The 22,486-nt window shown below is 65.8% G+C and carries 19 protein-coding genes; 14 read left to right on the top strand and 5 right to left on the bottom strand.

Going from position 1 to position 22,486, the window contains the following annotated elements; genetic code table 11:
* Positions 1-59 precede the first annotated feature (59 nt).
* The 4 genes from thrS (at position 60) to pdxS (ending at position 4,352) form a co-directional block, all read left to right on the top strand.
* Positions 60-2,069: a threonine--tRNA ligase gene (gene thrS, locus AC4EEV_RS01760; protein WP_491330006.1), complete on the top strand. Its 2,010-nt coding sequence runs from the start codon at positions 60-62 to the stop codon at positions 2,067-2,069.
* 18 nt (positions 2,070-2,087) lie between these two features.
* Complete coding sequence (locus AC4EEV_RS01755; protein WP_109044526.1) at positions 2,088-2,675, top strand: HIT family protein; 588 nt, start codon at positions 2,088-2,090, stop codon at positions 2,673-2,675.
* Positions 2,665-3,288 (top strand): phosphatidylinositol phosphate synthase, encoded by a 624-nt coding sequence (pgsA, locus tag AC4EEV_RS01750; protein WP_133831607.1) that lies wholly within the window; start codon positions 2,665-2,667, stop codon positions 3,286-3,288. Before AC4EEV_RS01755 ends, pgsA begins: the two co-directional genes overlap by 11 nt.
* Before the next feature lie 137 nt (positions 3,289-3,425).
* Entirely contained in the window at positions 3,426-4,352 is a 927-nt protein-coding gene (gene pdxS / locus AC4EEV_RS01745; RefSeq protein ID WP_026264497.1) for a pyridoxal 5'-phosphate synthase lyase subunit PdxS, read from the top strand.
* A 205-nt stretch (positions 4,353-4,557) separates the two neighbouring features.
* Here the strand turns inward: pdxS and AC4EEV_RS01740 are convergent, their stop codons facing one another.
* Positions 4,558-6,570 carry a M3 family metallopeptidase gene (locus AC4EEV_RS01740; protein ID WP_491330005.1) on the bottom strand — a complete coding sequence of 671 codons (2,013 nt, stop codon included), beginning with the start codon at positions 6,568-6,570 and terminating at the stop codon, positions 4,558-4,560.
* A 163-nt stretch (positions 6,571-6,733) separates the two neighbouring features.
* Between AC4EEV_RS01740 and AC4EEV_RS01735 the strand changes: the two genes are divergently transcribed.
* Complete coding sequence (locus tag AC4EEV_RS01735; protein WP_491330004.1) at positions 6,734-8,095, top strand: ferredoxin reductase family protein; 1,362 nt, start codon at positions 6,734-6,736, stop codon at positions 8,093-8,095.
* 28 nt (positions 8,096-8,123) lie between these two features.
* Here AC4EEV_RS01735 and AC4EEV_RS01730 read toward each other — a convergent pair whose 3' ends face one another.
* Together AC4EEV_RS01730 and AC4EEV_RS01725 are read right to left on the bottom strand one after the other, a co-directional pair.
* On the bottom strand, positions 8,124-8,879 hold the full coding sequence (locus tag AC4EEV_RS01730) for a type 1 glutamine amidotransferase (RefSeq protein WP_109044529.1): 756 nt from the start codon (positions 8,877-8,879) through the stop codon (positions 8,124-8,126).
* Positions 8,876-10,168 carry a Mur ligase family protein gene (locus AC4EEV_RS01725; protein ID WP_491330003.1) on the bottom strand — a complete coding sequence of 431 codons (1,293 nt, stop codon included), beginning with the start codon at positions 10,166-10,168 and terminating at the stop codon, positions 8,876-8,878. The genes AC4EEV_RS01730 and AC4EEV_RS01725 overlap by 4 nt, the downstream gene beginning before the upstream one ends.
* Positions 10,169-10,258: 90 nt before the next feature.
* On the opposite strand from AC4EEV_RS01725, the gene pdxT reads away from it, so the two are divergent.
* From pdxT to AC4EEV_RS01680, 9 genes are all read left to right on the top strand, one after another.
* Entirely contained in the window at positions 10,259-10,969 is a 711-nt protein-coding gene (pdxT, locus tag AC4EEV_RS01720; RefSeq protein ID WP_109044531.1) for a pyridoxal 5'-phosphate synthase glutaminase subunit PdxT, read from the top strand.
* Positions 10,970-10,972: 3 nt separating this feature from the next.
* Positions 10,973-11,728, top strand: coding sequence for a YebC/PmpR family DNA-binding transcriptional regulator (locus AC4EEV_RS01715; RefSeq protein WP_018761454.1), 756 nt, complete (start codon positions 10,973-10,975; stop codon positions 11,726-11,728).
* A gap of 35 nt (positions 11,729-11,763) precedes the next feature.
* Positions 11,764-12,342, top strand: coding sequence for a crossover junction endodeoxyribonuclease RuvC (gene ruvC, locus AC4EEV_RS01710; protein WP_018761453.1), 579 nt, complete (start codon positions 11,764-11,766; stop codon positions 12,340-12,342).
* An 89-nt stretch (positions 12,343-12,431) separates the two neighbouring features.
* Positions 12,432-13,076, top strand: coding sequence for a Holliday junction branch migration protein RuvA (gene ruvA / locus AC4EEV_RS01705; RefSeq protein WP_285246180.1), 645 nt, complete (start codon positions 12,432-12,434; stop codon positions 13,074-13,076).
* Positions 13,069-14,154 carry a Holliday junction branch migration DNA helicase RuvB gene (gene ruvB, locus AC4EEV_RS01700; protein ID WP_018761451.1) on the top strand — a complete coding sequence of 362 codons (1,086 nt, stop codon included), beginning with the start codon at positions 13,069-13,071 and terminating at the stop codon, positions 14,152-14,154. Before ruvA ends, ruvB begins: the two co-directional genes overlap by 8 nt.
* 209 nt (positions 14,155-14,363) lie before the next feature.
* Positions 14,364-14,759, top strand: coding sequence for a preprotein translocase subunit YajC (gene yajC / locus AC4EEV_RS01695; RefSeq protein WP_018761450.1), 396 nt, complete (start codon positions 14,364-14,366; stop codon positions 14,757-14,759).
* A gap of 100 nt (positions 14,760-14,859) precedes the next feature.
* A complete protein-coding gene (gene secD, locus AC4EEV_RS01690) occupies positions 14,860-16,617 on the top strand; it encodes a protein translocase subunit SecD (RefSeq protein WP_109044534.1) in 1,758 nt (585 codons plus the stop codon).
* The gene (gene secF, locus AC4EEV_RS01685) at positions 16,617-17,633 is read left to right on the top strand and encodes a protein translocase subunit SecF (RefSeq protein WP_491330002.1); all 1,017 of its coding nucleotides are present in this window, start codon (positions 16,617-16,619) and stop codon (positions 17,631-17,633) included. Before secD ends, secF begins: the two co-directional genes overlap by 1 nt.
* A gap of 147 nt (positions 17,634-17,780) precedes the next feature.
* Positions 17,781-20,171, top strand: coding sequence for a RelA/SpoT family protein (locus AC4EEV_RS01680; protein WP_285246179.1), 2,391 nt, complete (start codon positions 17,781-17,783; stop codon positions 20,169-20,171).
* Here AC4EEV_RS01680 and AC4EEV_RS01675 read toward each other — a convergent pair.
* Together AC4EEV_RS01675 and AC4EEV_RS01670 are read right to left on the bottom strand one after the other, a co-directional pair.
* The gene (locus AC4EEV_RS01675; protein WP_491330001.1) at positions 20,052-20,840 is read right to left on the bottom strand and encodes a type IV toxin-antitoxin system AbiEi family antitoxin; all 789 of its coding nucleotides are present in this window, start codon (positions 20,838-20,840) and stop codon (positions 20,052-20,054) included. The two genes, AC4EEV_RS01680 and AC4EEV_RS01675, sit on opposite strands and share 120 nt — an antisense overlap.
* Before the next feature lie 93 nt (positions 20,841-20,933).
* The gene (locus tag AC4EEV_RS01670) at positions 20,934-22,451 is read right to left on the bottom strand and encodes a DUF349 domain-containing protein (protein WP_491330000.1); all 1,518 of its coding nucleotides are present in this window, start codon (positions 22,449-22,451) and stop codon (positions 20,934-20,936) included.
* Positions 22,452-22,486 lie beyond the last annotated feature (35 nt).

Genomic DNA, 22,486 nt, shown 5'->3' with positions numbered 1-22,486 from the left:
TGGCTGTGGTCCCCGTATGCCACAAGCTATGAAGCCTGAACTTTGAATAGGAGACACCCGTGTCAGATGCCCAGCAGATCACCCTTCTCGTCGATGGCGAAGAGATCAAGGTGACTACCGGGACAACCGGTGCGGAACTCTTCTTTGAGCGCCGTGACGTTGTTGTAGCCCGCGTCAACGGCGAATTGAAGGACCTGGACCAGGAACTTCCCGAGGGCGCCGAGGTGGAGGGCGTCACCATCGATTCCCCCGACGGCCTGAACGTCCTGCGCCACTCCACCGCCCACGTGATGGCGCAGGCAGTGCAGCAGCTGCGTCCCGACGCCAAGCTTGGCATCGGCCCCTACATCACCGACGGTTTCTACTTCGATTTCGACGTGGCCGAGCCTTTCACCCCTGAGGACCTCAAGACCCTCGAAAAGATGATGCTCAAAATCGTCAACCAGAACCAGAAATTCGTCCGCCGCGTGGTCAGCGAGGACGTGGCCCGCGAGGCCATGAAGGACGAGCCCTACAAGCTTGAACTGCTGGGCAAGAAGGACGGCGCTGCCGAGGCCGGCGAGGGTGTTAACGTCGAGGTCGGCGCCGGTGACATCACCATTTACGACAACGTGGAGCGCAAGGAAGGCACCACTGTCTGGTGCGACCTCTGCCGTGGCCCGCACCTGCCCAACACCAAGCTCATCTCCAACGCCTTCGCGCTGACCCGGTCCTCGTCTGCCTACTGGCTGGGCAACCAGAAGAACCAGCAGCTGCAGCGCATCTATGGAACCGCCTGGCCCACCAAGGACGCGCTGAAGGCCTACCAGGAGCGCATTGCCGAGGCCGAACGCCGCGACCACCGCAAGCTCGGCTCCGAACTTGACCTCTTCTCCTTCCCGGACGAACTTGGCTCCGGCCTGCCGGTGTTCCACCCCAAGGGCGGCATTATCCGCAAGGAGATGGAGGATTACTCCCGCCAGCGCCACGTCGAGGCCGGCTACGAGTTCGTCTACACCCCGCACATCACCAAGGGCCACCTGTACGAAGTCTCCGGGCACCTGGACTGGTACAAGGACGGCATGTTCCCCGCCATGCACGTGGACGCCGAACTCAATGAGGACGGCAGCGTGCGCAAGCCCGGCCAGGATTACTACCTGAAGCCGATGAACTGCCCCATGCACAACCTTATCTTCCGCGCCCGCGGCCGGTCCTACCGCGAACTGCCCCTTCGACTGTTCGAATTCGGTTCGGTGTACCGGTACGAGAAGTCCGGCGTGGTGCATGGCCTGACCCGCGTCCGTGGCATGACACAGGACGACGCCCACATCTATTGCACCCGCGAGCAGATGAAGGACGAGCTCACCAAGACCCTGACCTTCGTCCTGGACCTGCTCAAGGACTACGGACTGAACGACTTCTACCTGGAACTGTCCACCAAGGACCCGGAGAAGTACGTGGGCGACGACGCCACCTGGGAGGAAGCCACCAGGACCCTCGCCGAGGTGGCACAGGAGTCCGGGCTGGAACTGGTGCCGGACCCGGGCGGAGCCGCGTTCTACGGACCCAAGATCTCCGTGCAGGCCAAGGACGCGCTCGGCCGGACCTGGCAGATGTCCACCATCCAGTTGGACTTCAACCTGCCCGAACGGTTCGAACTCGAGTTCCAGGCCGCGGACGGAACCCGCCAGCGCCCCGTGATGATCCACCGTGCGCTGTTTGGATCCGTGGAGCGCTTCATGGGCGTCCTGACCGAGCACTACGCCGGCGCGTTCCCCGCCTGGCTGGCCCCGGTCCAAGTGGTGGGCATCCCCGTGGCGGAGGCCTTCAACGAGTACATGTTCGACGTCGTCGACGAGCTTAAAGCGGCGGGAATCCGCGCCGAGGTGGACACCTCCTCGGACCGGTTCCCCAAGAAGATCCGCACTGCCAGCAAGGACAAGATTCCGTTCGTGCTCATCGCCGGCGGCGACGACGCGGAGGCAGGAGCCGTGTCCTTCCGCTTCCGCGACGGCAGCCAGGACAACGGCGTGCCCGTGGCCGAAGCGGTCAAGCGGATCACCGAAGCAGTCCGCAACCGGACCAGCTAGCCGAACGGAAGCAGCAGAGTGCAGGAGAACACAGGCGCAGGGTATCCAGGTGATGCCGGCGTTACCGACGATTTCGACCTCGCCGGTGTCCCGGACGCCTTCCAGCGCCTGTGGACTCCGCACCGCATGGCCTATATCAAGGGCGGCCAGCACCAGTTCAAGAACGAAGACGATTGCCCGTTCTGCACAGGGCCCGCCCGCACAGACGAAGAAGCGCTGATCGTCTACCGGGGCAGGACCTGTTACGTGGTGCTGAACCTGTTTCCCTACAACCCCGGCCACCTTCTGGTGTGCCCCTACCGGCATATCCCGGACTACACGGACCTGACCCGTGAGGAAACGGCCGAATTCGCCGAGCTCACCCAGACGGCCATGCGGGTCCTGCGCAAAGTATCCAATCCAGGGGGCTTCAACCTTGGCATGAACCAGGGCGTTGTCGGCGGAGCGGGCATTTCCGCCCACCTGCACCAGCACATCGTTCCGCGCTGGGGCGGGGACGGCAACTTCTTCCCGATCATTGCCCAGACCAAGGCCATCACCCAGACCCTCGACGAGGTCCGTCAACAAGTGGCCCAGGCCTGGCCCGGGGAGTCGGATGCTGAATAGGCACGCCCGCGGATTCTTCACCGCACTGTTCACCCCGCTGGCCCGTTGGCTGCTTCGAATGGGCGTGTCCCCGGACGCGGTCACCATTGCGGGAACCCTCGGCGTGGCCGTGGGGGCTTTGGTGTTCTACCCGCTGGGCCAGCTCTTCTGGGGAACGCTTTTTATCACGGCCTTCATCTTTTCCGACGTCCTGGACGGCATCATGGCCCGGATGCAGGACGTGAAGAGCCGCTGGGGCAACTTCCTTGACTCCACCCTGGACCGGGTCGCCGATGGCGCGCTCTTTGCCGGGGTAGCCGTCTGGTTCTACACCGGCGGCAGCAATGTCATCATCGCCACGGCAGCTTTGGTTTGCCTTGTCCTGGGCATGGTTGTCTCGTACGCCCGGGCCAAGGCCGAGTCGTTGGGGTTCACCGCCAATGTGGGGATCGCGGAGCGGGCTGAACGCCTGGTGTCTGTCCTGGTGGTGACCGGCCTCACGGGGTTGGGCCTGCCCTCGGTGGTGCTCCTGGCGACACTGGTCCTCTTGGCGGCGGCAAGCCTTGTGACGGTGGTCCAGCGCATCACTTCCGTGCGCCGGCAGGCGTTGGCGGAGCCCACGCCCGCGGATTAGACATGATTAAGCCTGCCGTGCGGCGGGGGACTAGTATATAAGTGCCCGGTCAAGCGACCCGGCAATCCGTGCGTGCACCTCCGGCAGCTGCCGCCGCATGCCCGGCGAAGATCATCTGTCTACCCATAGGGGTTTTTGTGTCTACACCTGATGTAAGCAACGAGGCCGGTTCGTCCGCGAACAGCGTCACGGGCAGCAGCCGCGTGAAGCGTGGCATGGCCGAGATGCTCAAGGGCGGCGTCATCATGGACGTCGTCAACGTCGAGCAGGCCCGCATCGCCGAAGACGCCGGTGCCGTGGCAGTCATGGCGCTGGAGCGTGTTCCGGCCGATATCCGCGCCCAGGGCGGCGTGTCCCGCATGTCCGATCCCGACATGATCGACCAGATCATTGACGCCGTGTCCATCCCGGTCATGGCCAAGGCCCGCATCGGCCACTTCGTCGAGGCCCAGGTCCTGCAGTCCCTCGGTGTGGACTACATCGACGAGTCCGAGGTCCTGACCCCGGCCGACTACGTCAACCACATCGACAAGTGGAACTTCAAGGTTCCCTTCGTCTGCGGTGCCACCAACCTCGGTGAGGCCCTGCGCCGCATCAACGAGGGCGCGGCCATGATCCGCTCCAAGGGCGAGGCCGGCACCGGCGACGTCTCCAACGCCACCGGCCACATGCGCAAGATCCGCTCCGAGATCGCCAAGCTCGCCGCCCTCCCCGAAGACGAGCTCTACGTCGCGGCCAAGGAACTGCAGGCACCGTACGAACTGGTCAAGGAAGTTGCCGCTGCCGGCAAGCTGCCCGTCGTGCTGTTCACCGCCGGCGGCATCGCCACCCCGGCCGACGCCGCCATGATGATGCAGCTCGGCGCCGACGGCGTGTTCGTCGGCTCCGGTATCTTCAAGTCCGGCAACCCGGCCCAGCGCGCCGCCGCCGTCGTCAAGGCCACCACCTTCTTCGATGACCCCGACGTCATCGCCAAGGCCTCCCGCGGCCTGGGCGAAGCCATGGTGGGCATCAACGTCGACGAAATCCCCCAGCCGCACCGCCTCGCCGAGCGCGGCTGGTAAGTCGCTTCCGCGCCCGGTGGGCGCTGATCCTCGGCGTGCTATTCCCCGCCTTCCGCTGCCGCCATTTTTGGTGGTGGCTGGGGGCGGGGCCCCTTTTACGCACGCTGCCGGATCACACCGCCCTGCGCCTTGCGCTCCTGGATAAAGTACGACGGCGGCCGGTCACCTGTTCGGGTGGCCGGCCGCCGTCGTTTGATTATTGGGCCTAGTCGAGGCCGCGGCGCTTGAGCAGCGGTTCGAGCCTGGCATCCCGGCCCCGGAAGGCCCGGAAGGACTCCAAGGGGTCGCGGCCGTTGCCGCGGGAGAGCAGCTCCTGCCGGAAGCGTTCGCCGTTCGTCCTGGTAAGGCCTCCGTTCTCCTTGAACCAGTCAACGGTTTCGGCGTCCAGAACCTCGCTCCAAATGTAGGAGTAATAACCTGCCGCGTAGCCCGCCCCCGCGAAGATGTGCTGGAAGTACCCGGTCCGGTACCGCGGCGGAATCAGGCGGTGTCCGACTCCGGCCACTGCAAGGGCCTTCGCCTCAAAGGCCAGTGCGTCATCAGGGATATCTCCCGGCTCCAGCACGTGCCAGGCGAGGTCGAGAAGTGCCGCGCCGAGGTACTCCGTGGTGGCGAAACCTTCTCCCCACAACCGCGATTCTTCCAGCCGCTCCACGACGGCCCGGGGCAGCGGCTCACCGGTGGCGTGGTGCCGGGCGTAGTTGGCGAGCACTTCGGGCCACATGATCCACATTTCGTTGACCTGGGATGGGTACTCAACGAAATCCCGCGGCACGGACGTCCCGGCGAAGCGCGGATAGGTGACCGCTGACAACAGGCCATGGAGTGCGTGGCCGAATTCGTGGAACAAGGTGCGCAGCTCATCCAGGGTCAACAGCGTGGGTTCACCGGCCGCCGGTTTGGAAATATTGAGGGTGTTGATCACCACGGGCCTGGTCTCCAGCAGCGCGGACTGTTCAACGAGCGAGTTCATCCATGCCCCGCCGCGCTTGGTTTCGCGGGCGTAGTAGTCACCGAGGAACAGGCCCAGGCCGGCGCCGTCTTCATCGCGGACCTCCCAGATCCGTACGTCCGGGTGGTAGCCCTGGAGGTCGGTCCGCTCGTGGAACGTGATCCCGTACAGTGCTGTGGCGGCGAAGAAGACGCCGTCCGTGATGGCCCGGTCCAGTTCGAAGTACGGGCGTAGGGCCTGTTCGTCGACGTCGTACTTGTCCCGCCGCACCATGGCCGAATAGAAAGCCCAGTCCCAGGGTTCCAGGGGGTGGCCGGCAATTTCCGCCAGGGCTGCCGCCTCGGCGTCGGCATTGCGGACGGCAGCCGGGGCCATCCGGTTCAGCATGGTGTGGACCGCCTGGAAGTCAGGCGCCGTTTGCCGGTCCGCCACGAGCTCGGCGTAATTGGCGAAGCCCAACAGCCGGGCTTTCTCGGCCCGCAGGCCGGCCGTGGACCGGGCCAGGTCCAGGACGTCCAGGCTGCTGCCATCGCTTCCCCGCGCCACCGATGCTTCGAACAGGCGGCGCCGGACATCCCGGTCCTGCAGCGCCGCCAGGGCCGGCTGGTTGCCGGGCTGGATGAGGGTGAGCAGGAATCCGCTGTCGTGGCCGGCAGCCCGGGCCGCCTCCGCGGCGCTTGCCACGTCGTCCGCCGGCAGGCCCGCCAGGTCGCTGGCATCATCGAGCAACAGGGCGGCCGATTTCATCCCTTCCTTCACCCGCTGCCCGAATTCGGTGCCCAGCTGGGCCAGCTCGGCGTTGATGGCCCGCAGGCGTTCCTGGCCGGCGTCGTCCAGCTGGATGCCGGACTGGCGGAACTCCTTGAGGTATTCCTCCACCAGCCGGCCTGATTCGGCGTCGAGACGGTCGGTGTCGATCGCGGAAAACCTGTCGAACAAGGCCCGATTGAGATATATCTCGTCCTGGTGGGCTGACAGGAGCGGCGACAGTTCCGTTTCCAGTTCCCTGATCCGCGGCGAGGCGTCGGCGGAAACCAGCGTGAAGAAGGCAGCTGCCGCCCGGTTCAGCAGTTGCCCCGAGCGCTCCATGGCAAGTGCAGTATTTTCGAAGGTCGGGGCCTCTTCAGAGTCTGTGATGGCGTTGATCTCGCGCACGTGTTCCGCCAACCCTGTCCTGACGGCCTCCCCGTAGTGCTCAGCGGTGAGGACTGCAAAGGGCGGCAGGCCATACGGCAAGGGACTCGGGGTCAGCAGCGGGTTCGTCATGGGGTAAACCTTTCACAGCAGGCCACGCTTCTCAATTATCCGAAAAGGCGGCTGCGGCGCGTGGCCCTCCCTAGAATTGCGAGTGCGTGCCACGAACGGCCCGCACTTTGCGTGTCCTTTGCCTGGATCCGCAGCAGGTTGCCACCACGAAGGGATCCGGCCAATGACCAAGCCTGCCAAGAGGCCACGGGCCGCCATCCTGGGAATGCCCCTCCGCTGGATGGGTCCCGGGGCGGTGCTGGTGTTGGCAGTGGCGTACGCCTTGTTCTGGTATGCGGTGCGTCCGGCGGGGGAACCTGTCCTTGGCTACGTGGGTCAGCTTTTCGGCGGGGAGTCGGTCCTGCTGTACTCGATTGCCTTGGTCCTGGTCAGCACGCTCCCGCACGTCGAACCGATTTTTGGCGGAGTTGACCACGCGGCCATCTGGCACCGGAGGGCGGCAATCTCGGCAACTGTCCTGTTGTTGCCGCACATTGAATTTGCGGCCAGCCCCGAGGCCACCAGCTTGGGCAAGATGCTGGCCGTGGTGGCCATCTGCGGCCTTATGGCGCTGGTGGTGTGGGCTGTCCTCCCGCGGTGGCGGACCATGCTTCCGGCGGCCGCCCGCCGCGTCGTCATCGCCTCGCTGCAAACCCGGGCCTTCCAACTGGCAGGCCGCGTGCTCGGTGGCTATGAACGCTGGCGCGGCTTCCACCGGCTGACCGGACTGTTCGTGGCTGCCGGATTCCTGCACGGCCTGCTGGATGCCAGCGCCTTCGAGGCGGCCCCCGCGTTGCGGTGGAGCTACGTGGCCATCGGGGCGACGGGTCTGGCGTTCTATGCCTATCGGGAGCTGCTTTCCCGCCACTTCCTGCCGCACCACGATTACCAGGTATCGGGCGTCCGGACGGTCGCTGCGGACCTGGTGGAGGTGGCCCTCCGTCCCCTGGGCCGCCCCCTGGGTTTCAAACCCGGGCAGTTTGCCATGATCTACCTGGAAACGGCAGAAGGCTGGCAGCGGCATCCATTTTCCATTTCCGGGCCCGCGGGCGAGGGCGGCATCAGCATCACGGTGAAGGCTCTGGGGGACCACACCACCAGGCTTCCGGACGTCATCCAGCCGGGGATGCCGGCGGTGGTCGGCGGCCCCTACGGACGTTTCGACCGGCACCGCGGCACATTTGACCAGGTCTGGATCGCCGGCGGCGTGGGCATCACGCCGTTCCTCAGCTGGCTCCGGTCACTCGACGGGGAACTGCATGAAAACGTCCATTTCTTCGTCACGTCGGCGGGACCCTCCCCGTTCGCCGACGAGATCGCCGCCGTCGCCAGGAACCATCCGCGGCTTATGGTCCACATGGTGGACACCGCGGCGGACGGCCGCCTGACCCCTGAGTTGGTCCTGGAAGCCGTGGGCACCGAACCGCGCAGGCTGTCGGTGTTCATGGGCGGCCCGGACACCATGCTGCGCCAGTTCCGGAAGGCCTTCCGGGCAGCCGGAGTCCGCCGGGCCAACATCCACCGCGAGTATTTTCAATGGCGCTAGGCGGCGGCGCCCGCGTGCGGCAGTGACTTTAGCGGGGCCTGCGGGCTGCGTGCTCCCGCGCCAGGACAGCGTAGGCATCGTCCGGTGTTCCGGGGGAGAAGCTGCCGAACTTTCGTTCTGCCGCGGTCCGGATCAGGAAGTCTGCAATGGCCGGGTTCTTCGGCAGCAGGGAACCGTGCAGGTAGCTGGCCACAATATTGCGGTACCGGGCACCTTCGTGGCCGTCAGTGCTGTTGTTTCCTGTGCCCTTGGGAACCGTGCCCAGGGGCCTGACCCCGCTGCCCAGGGTGGTTTGCCCGCTGTGGTTTTCGTAGCCAAGGACTTCGCCGAACTCGCTGGTTGACACCTTGACATTACCGATCAGGCGCTCGTCCGTGCCGTGGGTTTCGACGTCAAGGATGCCGATGCCCGGAATCACTGCACCGGTGCGGGTCTTGAAGAAGCGGCCAAAAAGCTGGTAGAGGCCGCAAATGACCAGCATGGGCGCCCCTTCTTCGGCCAGTTCCCGCAATTCGCCGGCCCGGGCCTGCAGATCGTCCTGGATCACCAGCTGCCCGCTGTCCTGGCCGCCACCACCGACGATGATGTCCACATTGTCGGGAAAAGGATCGCCCACGTTGTATTCAAGGACATCGGGCGTGTAGCCGTGCCAGGCGATCCTGCGTTGCAGGACCAGGGCGTTGCCCCAGTCGCCGTAAATGTTCATGTCCCGCGGGTAGAGCTGCACCACGCGGAGCGTGCCCTTGGACGGAGCGGCAGCGGTCGAGGCTTCGGCTGGGTTCACGAGACAACCTCCACGGTGGTGATTTTGGCCAGCTCACGGCGGATGGCCAGCATGGCGGTGTATGTGCAGAAGATCCGCTTGGGCTTCCCGCGTCCTTCCCTGATGAAAGCCGCCAGTGCGGGGGCGGTCTCGGGCTGGACAGCGCCGATACGGACGTCGTCGTACTGCAGCCGGAGGGCCATGTCATAGGCCCTGGAACCGGTCAGCTGGTCAACACCTTCGGCCCGGAGCGAATCGAATTCCACATCCCACAGCCAGGACATGTCCCGGCCGTCGGCGTAGTTGTCATTGATCGCGATCATGGTGGCATACCCGCCGGCCGGGAAGGACTTGAGCCCCAGCCGGAATCCGCTCGGGTTCTTCACCAGGACAAGGTCGAGTGGCAGTCCATCGACGGTCAGGCTTTCGCCGCGTCCAAACGCGGGCGCCACCCGGGAGAGCGCCTCCAACAACGTGGCGTGGTTGGCGGTGGCGGCTCCGCCGCCGCAAATGCTGCGGGCCAGCGTCAATGCCGCCGCGGCGTTGAAGATGTTGTATACGCCCCGCAGCTTCATCGCCGTGGTGACCGTTCCGCCGTCGTACGCAAACTCGGCGCTGTCCGCGCCCACCTTCAGCAGTACGACGTCGGCCGGCGGCTTTGCGGGCAGGGCCGCCGGAGCAGGGCTGCCGGGGGCTGCGCGCATGTCGTCGTCGTTGGGAAAGGTTCCCAGCAACGATTCGTCCAGGCCGAAGTACTTGACCTCCTGGCCGGTGAGGGTGTCCGCGATGCGTGCCACCCGCGGGTCCTCACGGTTCAGGACAACGGTTCCGGTGGTCTTGGCGGCGATGTGCTGGAGCAGCTGGGCGGTCTTGTCGATCTCGCCAAAGCGGTCCAGCTGGTCGCGCAGCACATTCAGCAGCAGGCAGTAGCGGGGCGGGACGCTGTTCACGAAGTGCACCGCGTGGGCTTCGTCGAGTTCCAGGACCGCGACGTCGGCGTCCAGCCGGCCACGCCAGTCCACTTCGCCCAGGAGCGCCGCCGCCACGCCGCGGGTGAAGTTGCTGCCGGTGCGGTTGGTGAAAACCTTCAGACCCTGGCTTTCGAGCAGTTCAACCACCATTTTCGTGGTGGTGGTCTTGCCGTTGGTGCCGCTGACGACGGCCACGCCGTGGGGGAGGGTGCTGAGCGTCCGCCGCATGAACCCGGGATCGATTTTCTCGACCACCAGGCCCGGCAGGGCCGAGCCGCCGCCCCGAAGCCGGGATACCCGGCGGACCAGCTTGCCGAGCGGAACACTGAAGAAGACCATGTTTTGAATATATCCCAGCAACGGCATGCAACCGCTGCCGGAAAGGTGCTGCCGGACCGCGGGCCGCGGGCCTGGCCGTATGCTGGAGGGATGACAAATCCCCCTTCAGCGGCTCCTGCGCGCGCGGGAGCAGGCCTGCGGATCGGTGTCCTGGCCCTGCAAGGCGATTTCCGCGAGCATCTCCACGCGGCCGAGGCCACCGGCGCCCGCGGCGTGCCGGTGCGGCGCCCCCGGGAGCTGGACGGCCTGGACGGCCTCATCATCCCCGGCGGAGAATCGACCACCATCGACAAGCTCGCCCGGGCCTTCGAGCTCGCCGATCCGCTCCGGAAGTACATCGCCGAAGGGCTCCCCGTCTACGGCTCGTGCGCCGGGATGATCCTGCTCGCCTCGGACATCGCGGATCCCGCAACCGATCTCTCCGGCGCCCCGCAGCAGACATTCGGAGGACTGGACATCACCGTCCGCCGCAACGCGTTCGGGCGCCAGCGGGAGTCCTTCGAAACCGACCTGGACTTCAAGGGGCTGGACTTCAGCGCCACCGAATCCGGGGTGGCCCCTGTGCACGCCGTCTTCATCCGTGGCCCGTGGGTGGAGCGGGTGGGCCCGGGAGTGGAAGTCCTCGCCCAGGTTGAGCCGGCGGACCCGGAGCACGCCTCCCACGCCGTCCCGCTGCCCGGGGCGGCTAGAATTGTGGCAGTGCGTTCCGGCCAGCTGCTGGCCACCTCCTTCCACCCGGAAGTGACTGGCGAAAAACGCGTACACGAACTTTTTATCCGCATGATCAGAGGAGAAGCGTAAAGCATGTCAGGCCACTCCAAATGGGCGACGACCAAGCACAAAAAGGCGATCATTGACAGCCGCCGCGCAAAGTCGTTCGCCAAGCTGATCAAGAACATCGAAGTAGCCGCCCGGATGGGCGGCCCGGACCTCGCGGGCAACCCGGGCCTGGAACTGGCGGTAACCAAGGCCAAGAAGACCTCGGTCCCCAACGACAACATCGATCGCGCCATCAAGCGCGGCGCCGGCCTCACCGGCGAAGTGGTGGACTACACCGAGATCATGTACGAGGCCCGTGGCCCCCAGGGCTCGGCGCTGCTGATCGAGTGCCTCACGGACAACAAGAACCGCGCGGCCTCCGAGGTCCGCCTGGCCATCTCCCGCAACGGCGGCACCATTGCCGATCCCGGGTCGGTCAGCTACCTCTTCACGCGCAAGGGCGTGGTTAACCTGCCCAAGAACGGCCTGAGCGAGGACGACGTCCTGATGGCCGTGCTGGACGCAGGCGCCGAGGAAGTGAAGGACAACGGCGAGACCTTCGAGATCCACTCGGAACCGGGTGACCTGCAGGCCATCCGCGAGGCGCTGACGGAAGCCGGCATCGAATACGACACCGACGAGGTGGAGTTCGTCCCGTCGATGCAGGTGGAACTCGACGTCGACGGCGCCCGGAAGTTCCTGAAGCTGGCAGACGCCCTCGAAGACCTCGACGACGTCCAGAACGTCTACAGCAACGCCGACCTCAGCGACGAAGTCCAGGCTGCCCTGGAATCAGAGTGACGTCCCGCCTTGCCAACTAAGACCCGGCACCGGCGTTGACGCTCCGCGTCCTGGGCGTCGACCCCGGCCTGACCCGTTGCGGGATCGGCGTGGTGGACGTCGAGCGGAACCGCAGGGCCACCATGGTGGCCGTCGGTGTGGTGGGCACCTCGCCCGAGGAATCGCTGGACCGGCGGCTGCTGGTGATCGCCACCGCCATCGACGAGTGGCTGGACCGGTACGAACCCGAGGTCCTCGCCGTCGAACGCGTCTTTTCGCAGCTGAACGTCAGCACCGTCATGGGCGTGGCGCAGGCGTCCGGCGTCGTCATCGCGGCGGCCGCCCGCCGCGGCATCCCGGTGGCCCTCCATACGCCGTCGGAAGTGAAGGCGGCGGTCACCGGGAGCGGTTCGTCCAACAAGGACGCCGTGACCAAGCTGGTCACCAAGATCCTCCGCCTCGAGGCGCCGCCGCGGCCGGCTGATGCCGCCGACGCGCTGGCTCTGGCCATCACCCACGCGTGGCGGGCCGGGAGCGGTGCGGCCGTGGCGACCACCGGGCCGGGCAGTTCGTCCTTGACGCCGGCCCAGCGGGCGTGGGCCGAAGCTGAGGCCAAGGCGCGCCGCGCACGCTGAATGTCCCTGCCGCTTGCTAGGGTATTCGTAGATATGTTCGGATAGCCGGGTGCTCACTGCGAGGCCGGCGATACAACGGGAGCCCGGCCTTGATCAGTTTCCTCCGCGGAACCGTAGCGCACGTCGGCCTGTCCACGGCCGTCATCGACCTCAATGGCGCAGGCATGAGCGTGAACGCGACGCCGCAGACCCTCAGCCGGCTGCAGGTGGGTGAACAGGGGCAGCTCTTCACGTCACTGATCGTACGGGAGGATTCGCTGACGCTTTTCGGCTTCGCCTCCGACGACGAACGCGAGGTTTTCGACGTCCTGCTCAGTGTCAGCGGGGTCGGACCCAGGCTTGCCCTTGCCGTGCTGGCGGTCCATGAGCCGGAGGCTATCCGCGTCGCCGCGCACACGGGGGACAGCAAGACGTTCACCAAGGTTCCGGGGATCGGTCCCAAGGTGGCGGGCCGGATCGTGCTGGAGCTGGCCGGCAAGCTTGTTCCGCACGGGACCGCTCCCTCGGCCGGTGCCGCAACCCCCGCCGAGGCCGCCTGGAAGCCGCAGGTAATCGCGGCGATGACCAGCCTTGGCTGGTCTGAAAAAGACGCGTCGGGCAGCATCGAGAAGGCCTTGGCCGACGAACCCGAGGTCTCCTTCCGCGGCAATGTTCCGGAGATCCTGCGCACCACGCTCCGCTGGTTGGGCCAGGACGGTGCCCGGGCAGGCAACCGCGTAGGCAGCCGTGGCTGAACCGTCCCTGGTTGCGGCGGGGGAGGAGCCGGAAGAGCGGGCCATCGAGGCGGCGCTGCGGCCTAAGAACCTCGATGATTTTGTTGGGCAGCACCGGGTCCGCAAGCAGCTGTCCCTGGTGTTGCAGGCCTCCCGGATGCGCGGGCGGACGGCGGACCACGTGCTGTTTTCGGGGCCTCCCGGCCTCGGCAAGACCACGCTGGCCATGATCGTTGCCGCGGAGATGAATGCGCCCTTGCGGCTCAGCAGCGGCCCCGCCATCCAGCATGCCGGCGACCTCGCTGCGATCCTGTCCTCCCTGTCGGAGGGCGAGGTGCTGTTCCTGGACGAAATTCACCGCATGTCCCGGCCCGCAGAAGAAATGCTGTACATGGCCATGGAAGACTTCCGCGTGGACATCGTGGTGGGGAAGGGAGCCGGCGCAACCGCCATTCCGTTGGAGCTCCCGCCGTTCACCCTGGTGGGCGCCACCACCCGGGCCGGGCTGCTCCCGGGCCCGCTCCGGGACCGGTTCGGCTTTACCGGCCACCTCGAGTTCTACTCCGTTCCCGAACTTGAGCTGGTCCTGCGGCGCTCCGCCGGCCTGCTGGACCTGAAAGTGAACTCCGCGGGTTTCGCCGAAATCGCAGGCCGTTCCCGTGGCACCCCCCGCATTGCCAACCGGCTCCTGCGCCGGGTCCGGGACTGGGCGCTGGTGCACGGCATCGAGCAGATCGACTCACGGGCAGCTTCAGCCGCCCTGGACATGTACGAAGTGGACAAGAAGGGCCTTGACCGGCTGGACCGGGCCGTCCTTGAGGCCCTGATCACCAAGTTCGGCGGCGGCCCCGTAGGCCTGTCCACGCTCGCCATCGCCGTCGGTGAAGAAACCGAAACCGTGGAGACGGTGGCGGAACCCTTCCTGGTCCGCGAGGGCCTGCTGGGGCGGACCCCCCGCGGCCGGATCGCCATGGCGCCCGCCTGGACGCACCTGGGCTACGCCATCCCGTCGGGAGTCTTCGCGCAGGAACAGCTGGACCTTTTCGATTCCGGGGAAGAAGCCGCCGGCGCCGGCGAATGGGCCCCGGAAGGCCAATAGCAGGCTGCCTTCAGCTTTTCCCTTTAGACTGGTATGACGCCCGGCACGTTCGGCGCTTTGTTTCGCCGGTGGCCCTGACGCCTCCGTCGCTTGGGGAAGGAACCGTCAGGCTTTGCCTGCATCTACATCCCGCCCCGGCTGAAGCGAGGCCGACGTCGCTGGAAAACCGGCAACACCCACGCAAAAGAACGGAATTCCCCTTGGATCCAATGTCAATTCTCCTGTTCGTCATGCTCGGCGTCTTCATCTTCATGATGTTCCGCCGCAACAAGAAGACGCAGCAGCAGCAGGCAGAGCTCCAGTCGAAGTTTGCCCCGGGCGTGGAGGTCATGACCAGCTTCGGCCTTTTCGGCCGGATCGTGGACATCGACGAAGCAGAGAACAAGGTCACCCTTGAACTGTCCCCCGGAAACCTTGCCACCGTGCACCGCCAAGCGGTGACCAAGGTGGTCGAGCCTGCAGCTGAGCCGGCCGCCGCCTCGCCTGCCGTCCCCGACGATGCTTCCTCGCTCACCACCCCGGAGACGGGCAGCCCAGTGACGGGCACTGAGACTCCCGAGGAAACCCTGAAGCGCCTCAACGACGAGGGCAAGAAGGACAGCTAGGCCCGCTGGCTCCTTTCCTCCCTCTACCGCTGCGGATTGCCGCCGGCGCAGGCTGCAGCCCGCGCCGGCGGTTCTTCCGCGAATAAGAGAAAGATCGACAATGGCACGAACTGGCCGCAAGAAACCAGGGCTGCGCGTCCTGGTCTGGCTTGGCGTACTCCTGGCAGCACTGACCGCCGTCCTGGCGGGCGGCACCATCGCCGGACAAGCCAGCTGGGCACCCAAACTGGCCCTGGACCTCGAAGGCGGCACCCAGATGATCCTGGCGCCGAAGGTTGAGGGTGGTTCGGACATTAACGAACAGCAACTCAACCAGGCCGTGGCGATCATCCGCCAGCGCGTGGACGGCTCTGGCGTCTCCGAAGCGGAAATCAGCACCCAGTCCGGCCGCAACGTGGTGGTCAGCCTTCCCGGCACGCCCTCGGCTGAAACCCGGAACCTGATCCAGGCATCCGCCGACATGAACTTCCGCCCCGTGATCCTCAACGGTGACGGAGCAGCGGTGCCGCCGGAATCACAGACCCCGGACGACCAGCTGCCCAAGCCGACCGCTGCGCCGGCCAACAGCAGCGACACCAACTGGATCACGCCGGAAATCTACAAGCAGTTCGAAGCGCTGGACTGCAACAGCGCCGCAGCCGAGAAATCACAGCGGTCAGATCCCACCAAGCCATTGGTAACCTGCGAACCCGCCACCGCCAAAACCCCTGCCATCAAGTACATTTTGGGGCCGGTGGAGGTCAAGGGAACGAACATCGTCACCTCGTCCTTCCAGCTGCAGCAGGGCGCGCAAGGCGCGGTCACCAATGACTGGGCCGTGAACATCCAGTTCGACGCCGAAGGCACGGCCAAGTTCAAGGACGTCACCGAGCGCCTGAACCAGTTCTACGTCGCCGCTGGGGGCGAGTCTGGCACCGATCCCAAGTCCCAGTTCGCCATTGTGCTTGACGATCAGGTCATCTCCGCTCCCCGCTCGCTGGCAGTCATCACTGACGGACGCCCGCAGATCACGGGCGGCTTCACCGAGCAAACCGCCAAGGCGTTGTCCGACCAGCTGCGCTTTGGGGCTCTGCCCATCAGCTTCGACATCCAAAGCGAGCAGCAGATTTCGGCCACCCTCGGTGGTGAACAGCTGCGTATGGGCCTTTTGGCCGGCTTGATCGGCCTCCTCCTTGTGGTGGTCTACTCGCTGTTCCAGTACCGGGCGCTCGGATTTGTCACCATCGCATCCCTGGTGGTGGCCGGAGCCCTGACCTACCTGGCCATCGCGATCCTCGGCTGGACCGAGAACTACCGGCTGTCCCTGGCGGGCGTCGCGGGCATTATCGTCGCCATCGGCCAGACGGCGGACTCGTTCATTGTTTACTTTGAACGCATCCGTGACGAACTGCGTGAGGGCCGCGGCCTGGTGTCCGCCGTCGAAAACGGCTGGAAGCGCGCCAAGCGCACCGTCCTGGCCTCCAAGGCGGTCAACCTCCTCGCTGCGCTGGTCCTGTATTTCGTCGCTGTGGGCAACGTGCGGGGGTTCGCTTTCACCCTTGGCCTGACAGCCATCGCCGACCTCATCGTGGTGTTCATGTTCACGCACCCCACGCTGCAGCTCCTGGCGCGCACCAAGTTCTTCGGTGAGGGCCATAAGTTCTCCGGCCTGGATCCGGAGCGGCTCGGAGCGGTGCCCCTGTACCGCGGTGCCGGTCGCATCCGGACCCCGGAGGACCGGCCCATGGCGGTGCGCGGCAAGAATGCCGGTGCCGCAGCCGAGGCCGAACGACGCATGACCATCGCCGAACGGCGCCTGGCGGAGAAGCAGGAACAGCTCGCCGGCTCGTCGAAGACCTCCGCGAAGGAGAACAAGTAATGTCAGGCTTCGCCAGTTTTGGTAACGAGCTCTACACCGGAAAGCGCTCCTACGACTTTGTGGGCGCCAAGAAGATCTGGTTCCTCATCGCTGCCGTGGCAGTGGCCCTGTCCATCCTCATCCCGGTGGCCAAGGGCGGCTTCAACCTCGGCATCGAATTCCGGGGCGGCTCTGAATTCACGGTCTCCAATGTTAAGACGACCGACGCCATCGTGGGTGAGCGCGCCGTCACCGATGTGGTGGCCGGCAGTGTCCCCCGCGTGGCGAACGTCGCGGGCAACACCATGCGGATCCAGACCGACAAGCTGACCGATGACGAAACCCTCAAGATCAAGCAAGGCCTGACCACGGCCTACGGAGTCACCGACAACGAAGTGACATCCACGTTCGTCGGTCCCACCTGGGGTGCTGACGTGACCAAGCAGGCGTTGATCGGCCTGGCGGTCTTCGTGCTCCTCGCGGCGTTGCTGATGGCCCTCTACTTCCGCACCTGGAAGATGTCGCTGTCGGCTCTTGCCGGCATGGCGGTGACGATGTTCATCACCGCCGGGGTCTACGCCCTCAGCGACTTTGAGGTCACGCCGTCGGCCATCATCGGCTTCCTCACGGTTCTCAGCTACTCGCTGTATGACACCGTGGTGGTCTTCGACAAGATCCGGGAAAACACCTCCGGCATTGATGCCTCCACCCGCCGGACTTTCGGCGAGGAGGTCAATCTTGCCGTCAACCAAACCCTGGTCCGTTCCATCAACACCATGATGGTGGCCATCCTCCCCGTCGGAGCCATTCTCTTCATCGGGGCCGGGCTTTTGGGTGCGGGAACCCTGCGCGACCTGTCGCTGGCCTTGTTCGTCGGCATCCTCATCGGCACCGCCGCGACCATCTTCGTGGCCGCCCCGATGTACGCGTGGCTCCGCCAGGGCGAACCGGACCTCGTCAAGCAGGCGCGGCGCGTGGAACAACGGCGGGCGGGTGCGGCGGAACGGCCAGTTCCGGCCTCGCCGGCCCAAGCCTGATCCGCCGCCGACGGCACCCGTTACTCCCGAAAGACCGGGCAACGCATCCTCTGCGTTGCCCGGTCTTCGCATATGCGGGGCCGGTTATAAAAGTCACTGCCTTGGGGAATAGACTGGGGTAATTAAATGGTGGTGAGGGGTGCTTCATTGGAAGAACGATCGGCGTCGGCGCCTACGGCAGAGGATGATAAGAATCCTGCCGGTGTACAGGCCGGTATGGCATCTTCGGCGCGCCCCGGTTCGTTGGTTCCCGTGGACAATTCAGGCTCGCGCGCCACGTTTCCCGGCCGCCGTGAGCGCACCAGGTCCCGGCTTGCCCGCCTGACCGGACGGGGGACGGCCACATACTCGCCCATCCTCGAACCACTGCTGCGGACGGTCCGGGCCAACAATCCCAAAGAGGACTTCGACCTCATCCAGCGCGCGTTCGACGTCGCCGAGCGAAGCCACCGCGGGCAAAAACGCAAGAGTGGCGACCCCTACATCACCCACCCAGTGGCCGTCGCCACCATCCTGGCAGAACTAGGGCTCAGCGGCACCACCCTGGCAGCGGCCCTGCTGCATGACACCGTGGAGGACACCCCGTATACCCTGGCGGACCTGAAACGGGACTTCGGGCCCGAAGTGGCCATGCTGGTGGACGGCGTGACCAAACTGGACAAGGTCAGTTTCGGCGAAGCCGCTCAGTCCGAGACGGTCCGCAAGATGGTCGTCGCCATGGCCAAGGACATCCGGGTGCTGATGATCAAGCTGGCGGACCGGCTGCACAATGCGCGCACTTGGCGGTTCGTGTCCGCTGAGTCGTCAGCCCGCAAGGCGCGGGAGACCCTGGAGATTTTCGCTCCGCTCGCGCACCGCCTGGGCATGAACACCATCAAATGGGAGTTGGAGGACCTGTCCTTCGCGGCGCTCTATCCCAAGGTGTACGAAGAGATTGTCCGGATGGTGGGGGACCGGACCCCCGAGCGGGAAAAGAGCCTGGGCGTCATCCGCGACCAGATCACCGAGGACCTGCGTGCCGCCCGCATCAAGGCCACCATCACCGGCCGGCCCAAGCACTATTACTCGATCTACCAAAAGATGATTGTCCGCGACAAGGACTTCGACGACATCAATGACCTCATGGGTGTCCGTGTCCTGGTGGACTCCGTCCGGGACTGCTATGCAGCCCTGGGCACCATGCATTCGCGCTGGAACCCGTTGCCCGGCAGGTTCAAGGATTACATCGCGATGCCCAAATTCAACATGTACCAGTCCCTGCACACCACCGTGATCGGCCCCGGCGGCAAGCCGGTGGAAATCCAGATCCGGACGCACGAAATGCACCGCCGGGCCGAATACGGCGTGGCCGCACACTGGAAGTACAAAGACCAGCCGAACCGCACCGCCGTCGGCCCCGGAAGCCCGCGCGACGGCGACATGGGCTGGCTGCGCTCCCTGGTGGACTGGCAGCAGGAGACATCCGATCCCGGAGAGTTCCTGGACTCGCTCCGCTTTGAAATCAACGCCCGCGAAGTGTTCGTCTTCACCCCCAAGGGCGAGGTCATGGCGTTGCCGGCGGGATCGACGCCCGTTGACTTCGCCTACGCCGTGCACACCGAAGTTGGGCACCGCACCATCGGCGCCCGCGTCAACGGGAAGCTGGTTCCGCTCAACAGCGAACTGAACCACGGCGACTGGGTGGAGATCTTCACCTCGAAGGCCGAGGGCGCCGGCCCCAGCCAGGACTGGCAGCACTTCGTCAAAAGCGCGCGGGCCCGCAACAAGATCCGGCAGTGGTTCAGCAAGGAACGCCGCGAAGAGGCGATCGACCGCGGCAAGGAACTGCTGACCCGCGCCATGCGGAAGCAGAACCTTCCGCTGCAGCGGCTGATGACCCACGAGGCCCTGGCTGCCGTGGCCGAGGAATTCAAGTACACCGACATCTCCGGCCTCTACGCGGGCGTGGGTGACGGCCACACCTCGGCCCAGTCCGTCATGGAAAAGCTCATCGAGAGCCTGGGCGGCAACGAAAGCGCCGATGACGACGTCGAAGAAGTCAGCATCCCCACCCAGGTCAGCAAGGCCCGCTTCTCCGATTCCGGCGTTGTGGTCCGCGGCGTGGGCGACGTCTGGGTGAAGCTGGCCCGTTGCTGTACCCCCGTGCCGCCGGATCCCATCCTCGGGTTCGTGACCAGGGGTTCGGGCGTTTCCGTGCACCGCACCGACTGCACCAACATCTCGGACCTCAAGGACCAGCCCGACCGGATCGTGGACGTTGACTGGGCGCCCACCCAGTCAAGCGTGTTCCTGGTGGAAATCCAGGTAGAGGCGCTCGACCGCAAATCGCTGCTCTCCGATGTCACCCGCGTCTTGTCGGAGAACCACGTGAACATCCTGGCGGCCAGTGTCCACACGTCCACCGACCGGGTGGCCATCTCAAAGTTCGCTTTTGAAATGGGCGACCCCAAGTACCTCAGCCACGTGTTGAGCGCGGTCCGACGGATCGACGGCGTGTTCGATGTCTACCGCACCACCGGGAACAAGCGCCGGAGCTAGCAGCGCCAGTTTTTCCAGCGCTGCCCGCTTGTGGGGAACCCGGGGTGTGGCTTCGATGGCACGGACAAGCAGCCGGAGTCCCACGTCCTGCTGCGGCCTGGCCAGTAAGGCCGTGAGGGCAGGCAGGGCTCGTTCCGCATCCACGTGCAGGGCAATATCCAGCGCCGTCCGCAGCGGGGTGGAGACCATCAGCCCGCCCAGGCTGATGACATCGAGCGGACCAAGCTTCACTTCGTGAAGGGTGCAGCCGCGCGTGTTCCGCAGGCTCGATACCCTCCGTTTCGTATCCACCAGCAGTGCCAGCCGGTCAGGTTCCGCGGCACAACCGAAGATCCAGGCAGCGGTCATCCGGCCGGCCACCACACGTTGCCGTACCGCCGCGGGGACCACTGCGGCGGCCGCCCGGGCCCGGAGCTTCGGCGAGGCGGGCATCCCGGGCAGGGTGTAGCCGTGTTGGTGGAACCGGGCCAGCAGTCCGTCGGCGGCGAGGGACTGCAGTTCGGGCGCAGCAAAGGGAGCCCCTGGGGCGTAGAGCTCCGGAAAACGGGGCGCTGAGGCGGCGTCTGTGCCCTGGAGTTGGCTGCCTGCACCGGGAGTGCCCGCAACGGAAGTGCCCGCAACGGAAGTGCTGGGTTGCCCGGGAGCCGGAGGAACTGGTGCTGTGGCCATGTCCCCATCCTGCCCGGATGGCCGTTAACGAGCACAGGCCCGGTCCGGGTTATGTGGATAACCGGACCGGGCCCGCGTCAGTCAGGGGAAGCGTCAGGACAGCTCGCTGGCCGAGCGCTGGATCTGGTCCAGCCATGCCTGGCGGGCTTCGAGGGCTTCCTGGGCGGCCTTGATCTTGCGCTGGTCGCCGCTCTTCTCTGCCTTTGCGAGGTCCTCCTGGAGCCCTGCAATGGCGGACTCCAGCTGTGACAGGGCGCTGTTGGTGCGGGCCTTGCGCTCCGGGTTGGACCGCTGCCACTGCTCTTCCTCGGCGTGGCGGACGGCGTCCTCCACCTTCCGCAGGCCTGCTTCAATCCGGCCCATGTCTGCCCGGGGCACCTTGCCTGCTTCTTCCCAACGGTCACGGACGGACTGCAGTGCCTTCTTTGCGGCCGCGAGGTCATTCACCGGGAGGATCGCGTTGGCCTCAGCCAGCAGCTCCTCCTTGACGGCGAGGTTGGCCGTGTACTCCTGGTCAATCTCGTCGTTGGCAGCCTGGCGGGAGGTGAAGAACACGTCCTGGGCGGCGCGGAACCGGGCCCACAGTGCGTCGTCGTCCTTCCGGCTGGCGCGCGGCGATGCCTTCCACTGGTCCATCAGCCGGCGGTACTCTCCGGCGGCGAAGCCCCAGTCCGTCGAGGTGGACAGCGCCTCAGCCTCGGCGATCAGCTTCTCCTTGGCGGCCTTGGCCGCCGAGTTGTTGCTGTCCAGCTGCGAGAAATACGCCCTGCGGTGGCGGTCGAAGACGGTACGTGCAGCCCTGAACCGCTTCCACAGTGCATCCTCGTTGCTGCGGCCCAGCCGGACACCGCTCTTCTGCGCGGCCTTCCAGTTCTCGAACAACTCGTTCATCCGGGCACTGGAAGTCTTCCACTGCGTCTGCGCGGGATCCTGGCCGGAGATCTCCTCCGCTTCAGCCACGATGGCTTCCCTGGCCGCGAGTTCGGCGGCGCGGACGGCGTCGTGCTCGGCCTTTTCGGCTTTCTCGAGTTCCGTGATCTGGCCGGCCAGCTTTTCCAGCCTGGCCTCGGCGGCGCGGAGGTCGCCCACCATGTTTCGCTCGGCGAGCTGCTCGTGCAGGTGGGTCACGGTCTTCTGCATGTCAGTGCTGGGAGCCTTGGAGCTGACCCGCTGTTCCAGGAGCACGATCTGTGCCACGACGTCGTCGTACTTCCGGGCGAAGTAGATCAGGGCTTCCTCGCCGCTGACGCCGGGGTACTGCCCAACCGGGTGCTCACCGCCGTCGATCGTCAGGTAAACGTGGCCGTCCCCTTCCACCCGGCCCCACTTGGAGGCCTCGGCGACGGACGTGCTGGGAGCGGCAGGAACGGGTGCGGCGGCAGGAGCGGCTGCAGCAGGCTTCGGGCGCGACGCAAACGCGGCAGGAGAAGGCGCGGAAGGCCGGGGGCCCGCAGCAGGTGCTGCGGAAGGCGTTTCCTCGGGAGCGGCCTCTTCCGGGGCTGCGGATGCCGGTGGGTTGGTTGCTTCGGTGCCGGCGCCTTCGCTGATGTCCGAGGCCGCCGCCACGGTCAGGTCTGTTGCTGTTTCGTCGGATTTCTGACTGTCTGTCACCGCTAAAAGTCTTTCGCTTGGAGGGAAATACTCAC

The sequence above is a fragment of the Pseudarthrobacter sp. MOO14 genome (genome assembly GCF_058267675.1).
This window is presented reverse-complemented; position numbering and strand designations above follow the sequence as displayed.

What these genes read in the sequence shown, in the direction of transcription:
- pgsA (WP_133831607.1), top strand. Translation starts at nt 2,665, where the DNA reads ATGCTGAATAGGCACGCCCGCGGATTCTTCACCGCACTGTTCACCCCG.
- AC4EEV_RS01740 (WP_491330005.1), bottom strand. Translation starts at nt 6,570, where the DNA reads ATGACGAACCCGCTGCTGACCCCGAGTCCCTTGCCGTATGGCCTGCCG.
- AC4EEV_RS01735 (WP_491330004.1), top strand. Translation starts at nt 6,734, where the DNA reads ATGACCAAGCCTGCCAAGAGGCCACGGGCCGCCATCCTGGGAATGCCC.
- AC4EEV_RS01725 (WP_491330003.1), bottom strand. Translation starts at nt 10,168, where the DNA reads ATGGTCTTCTTCAGTGTTCCGCTCGGCAAGCTGGTCCGCCGGGTATCC.
- pdxT (WP_109044531.1), top strand. Translation starts at nt 10,259, where the DNA reads ATGACAAATCCCCCTTCAGCGGCTCCTGCGCGCGCGGGAGCAGGCCTG.
- AC4EEV_RS01715 (WP_018761454.1), top strand. Translation starts at nt 10,973, where the DNA reads ATGTCAGGCCACTCCAAATGGGCGACGACCAAGCACAAAAAGGCGATC.
- yajC (WP_018761450.1), top strand. Translation starts at nt 14,364, where the DNA reads ATGTCAATTCTCCTGTTCGTCATGCTCGGCGTCTTCATCTTCATGATG.
- secD (WP_109044534.1), top strand. Translation starts at nt 14,860, where the DNA reads ATGGCACGAACTGGCCGCAAGAAACCAGGGCTGCGCGTCCTGGTCTGG.
- secF (WP_491330002.1), top strand. Translation starts at nt 16,617, where the DNA reads ATGTCAGGCTTCGCCAGTTTTGGTAACGAGCTCTACACCGGAAAGCGC.
- AC4EEV_RS01675 (WP_491330001.1), bottom strand. Translation starts at nt 20,840, where the DNA reads ATGGCCACAGCACCAGTTCCTCCGGCTCCCGGGCAACCCAGCACTTCC.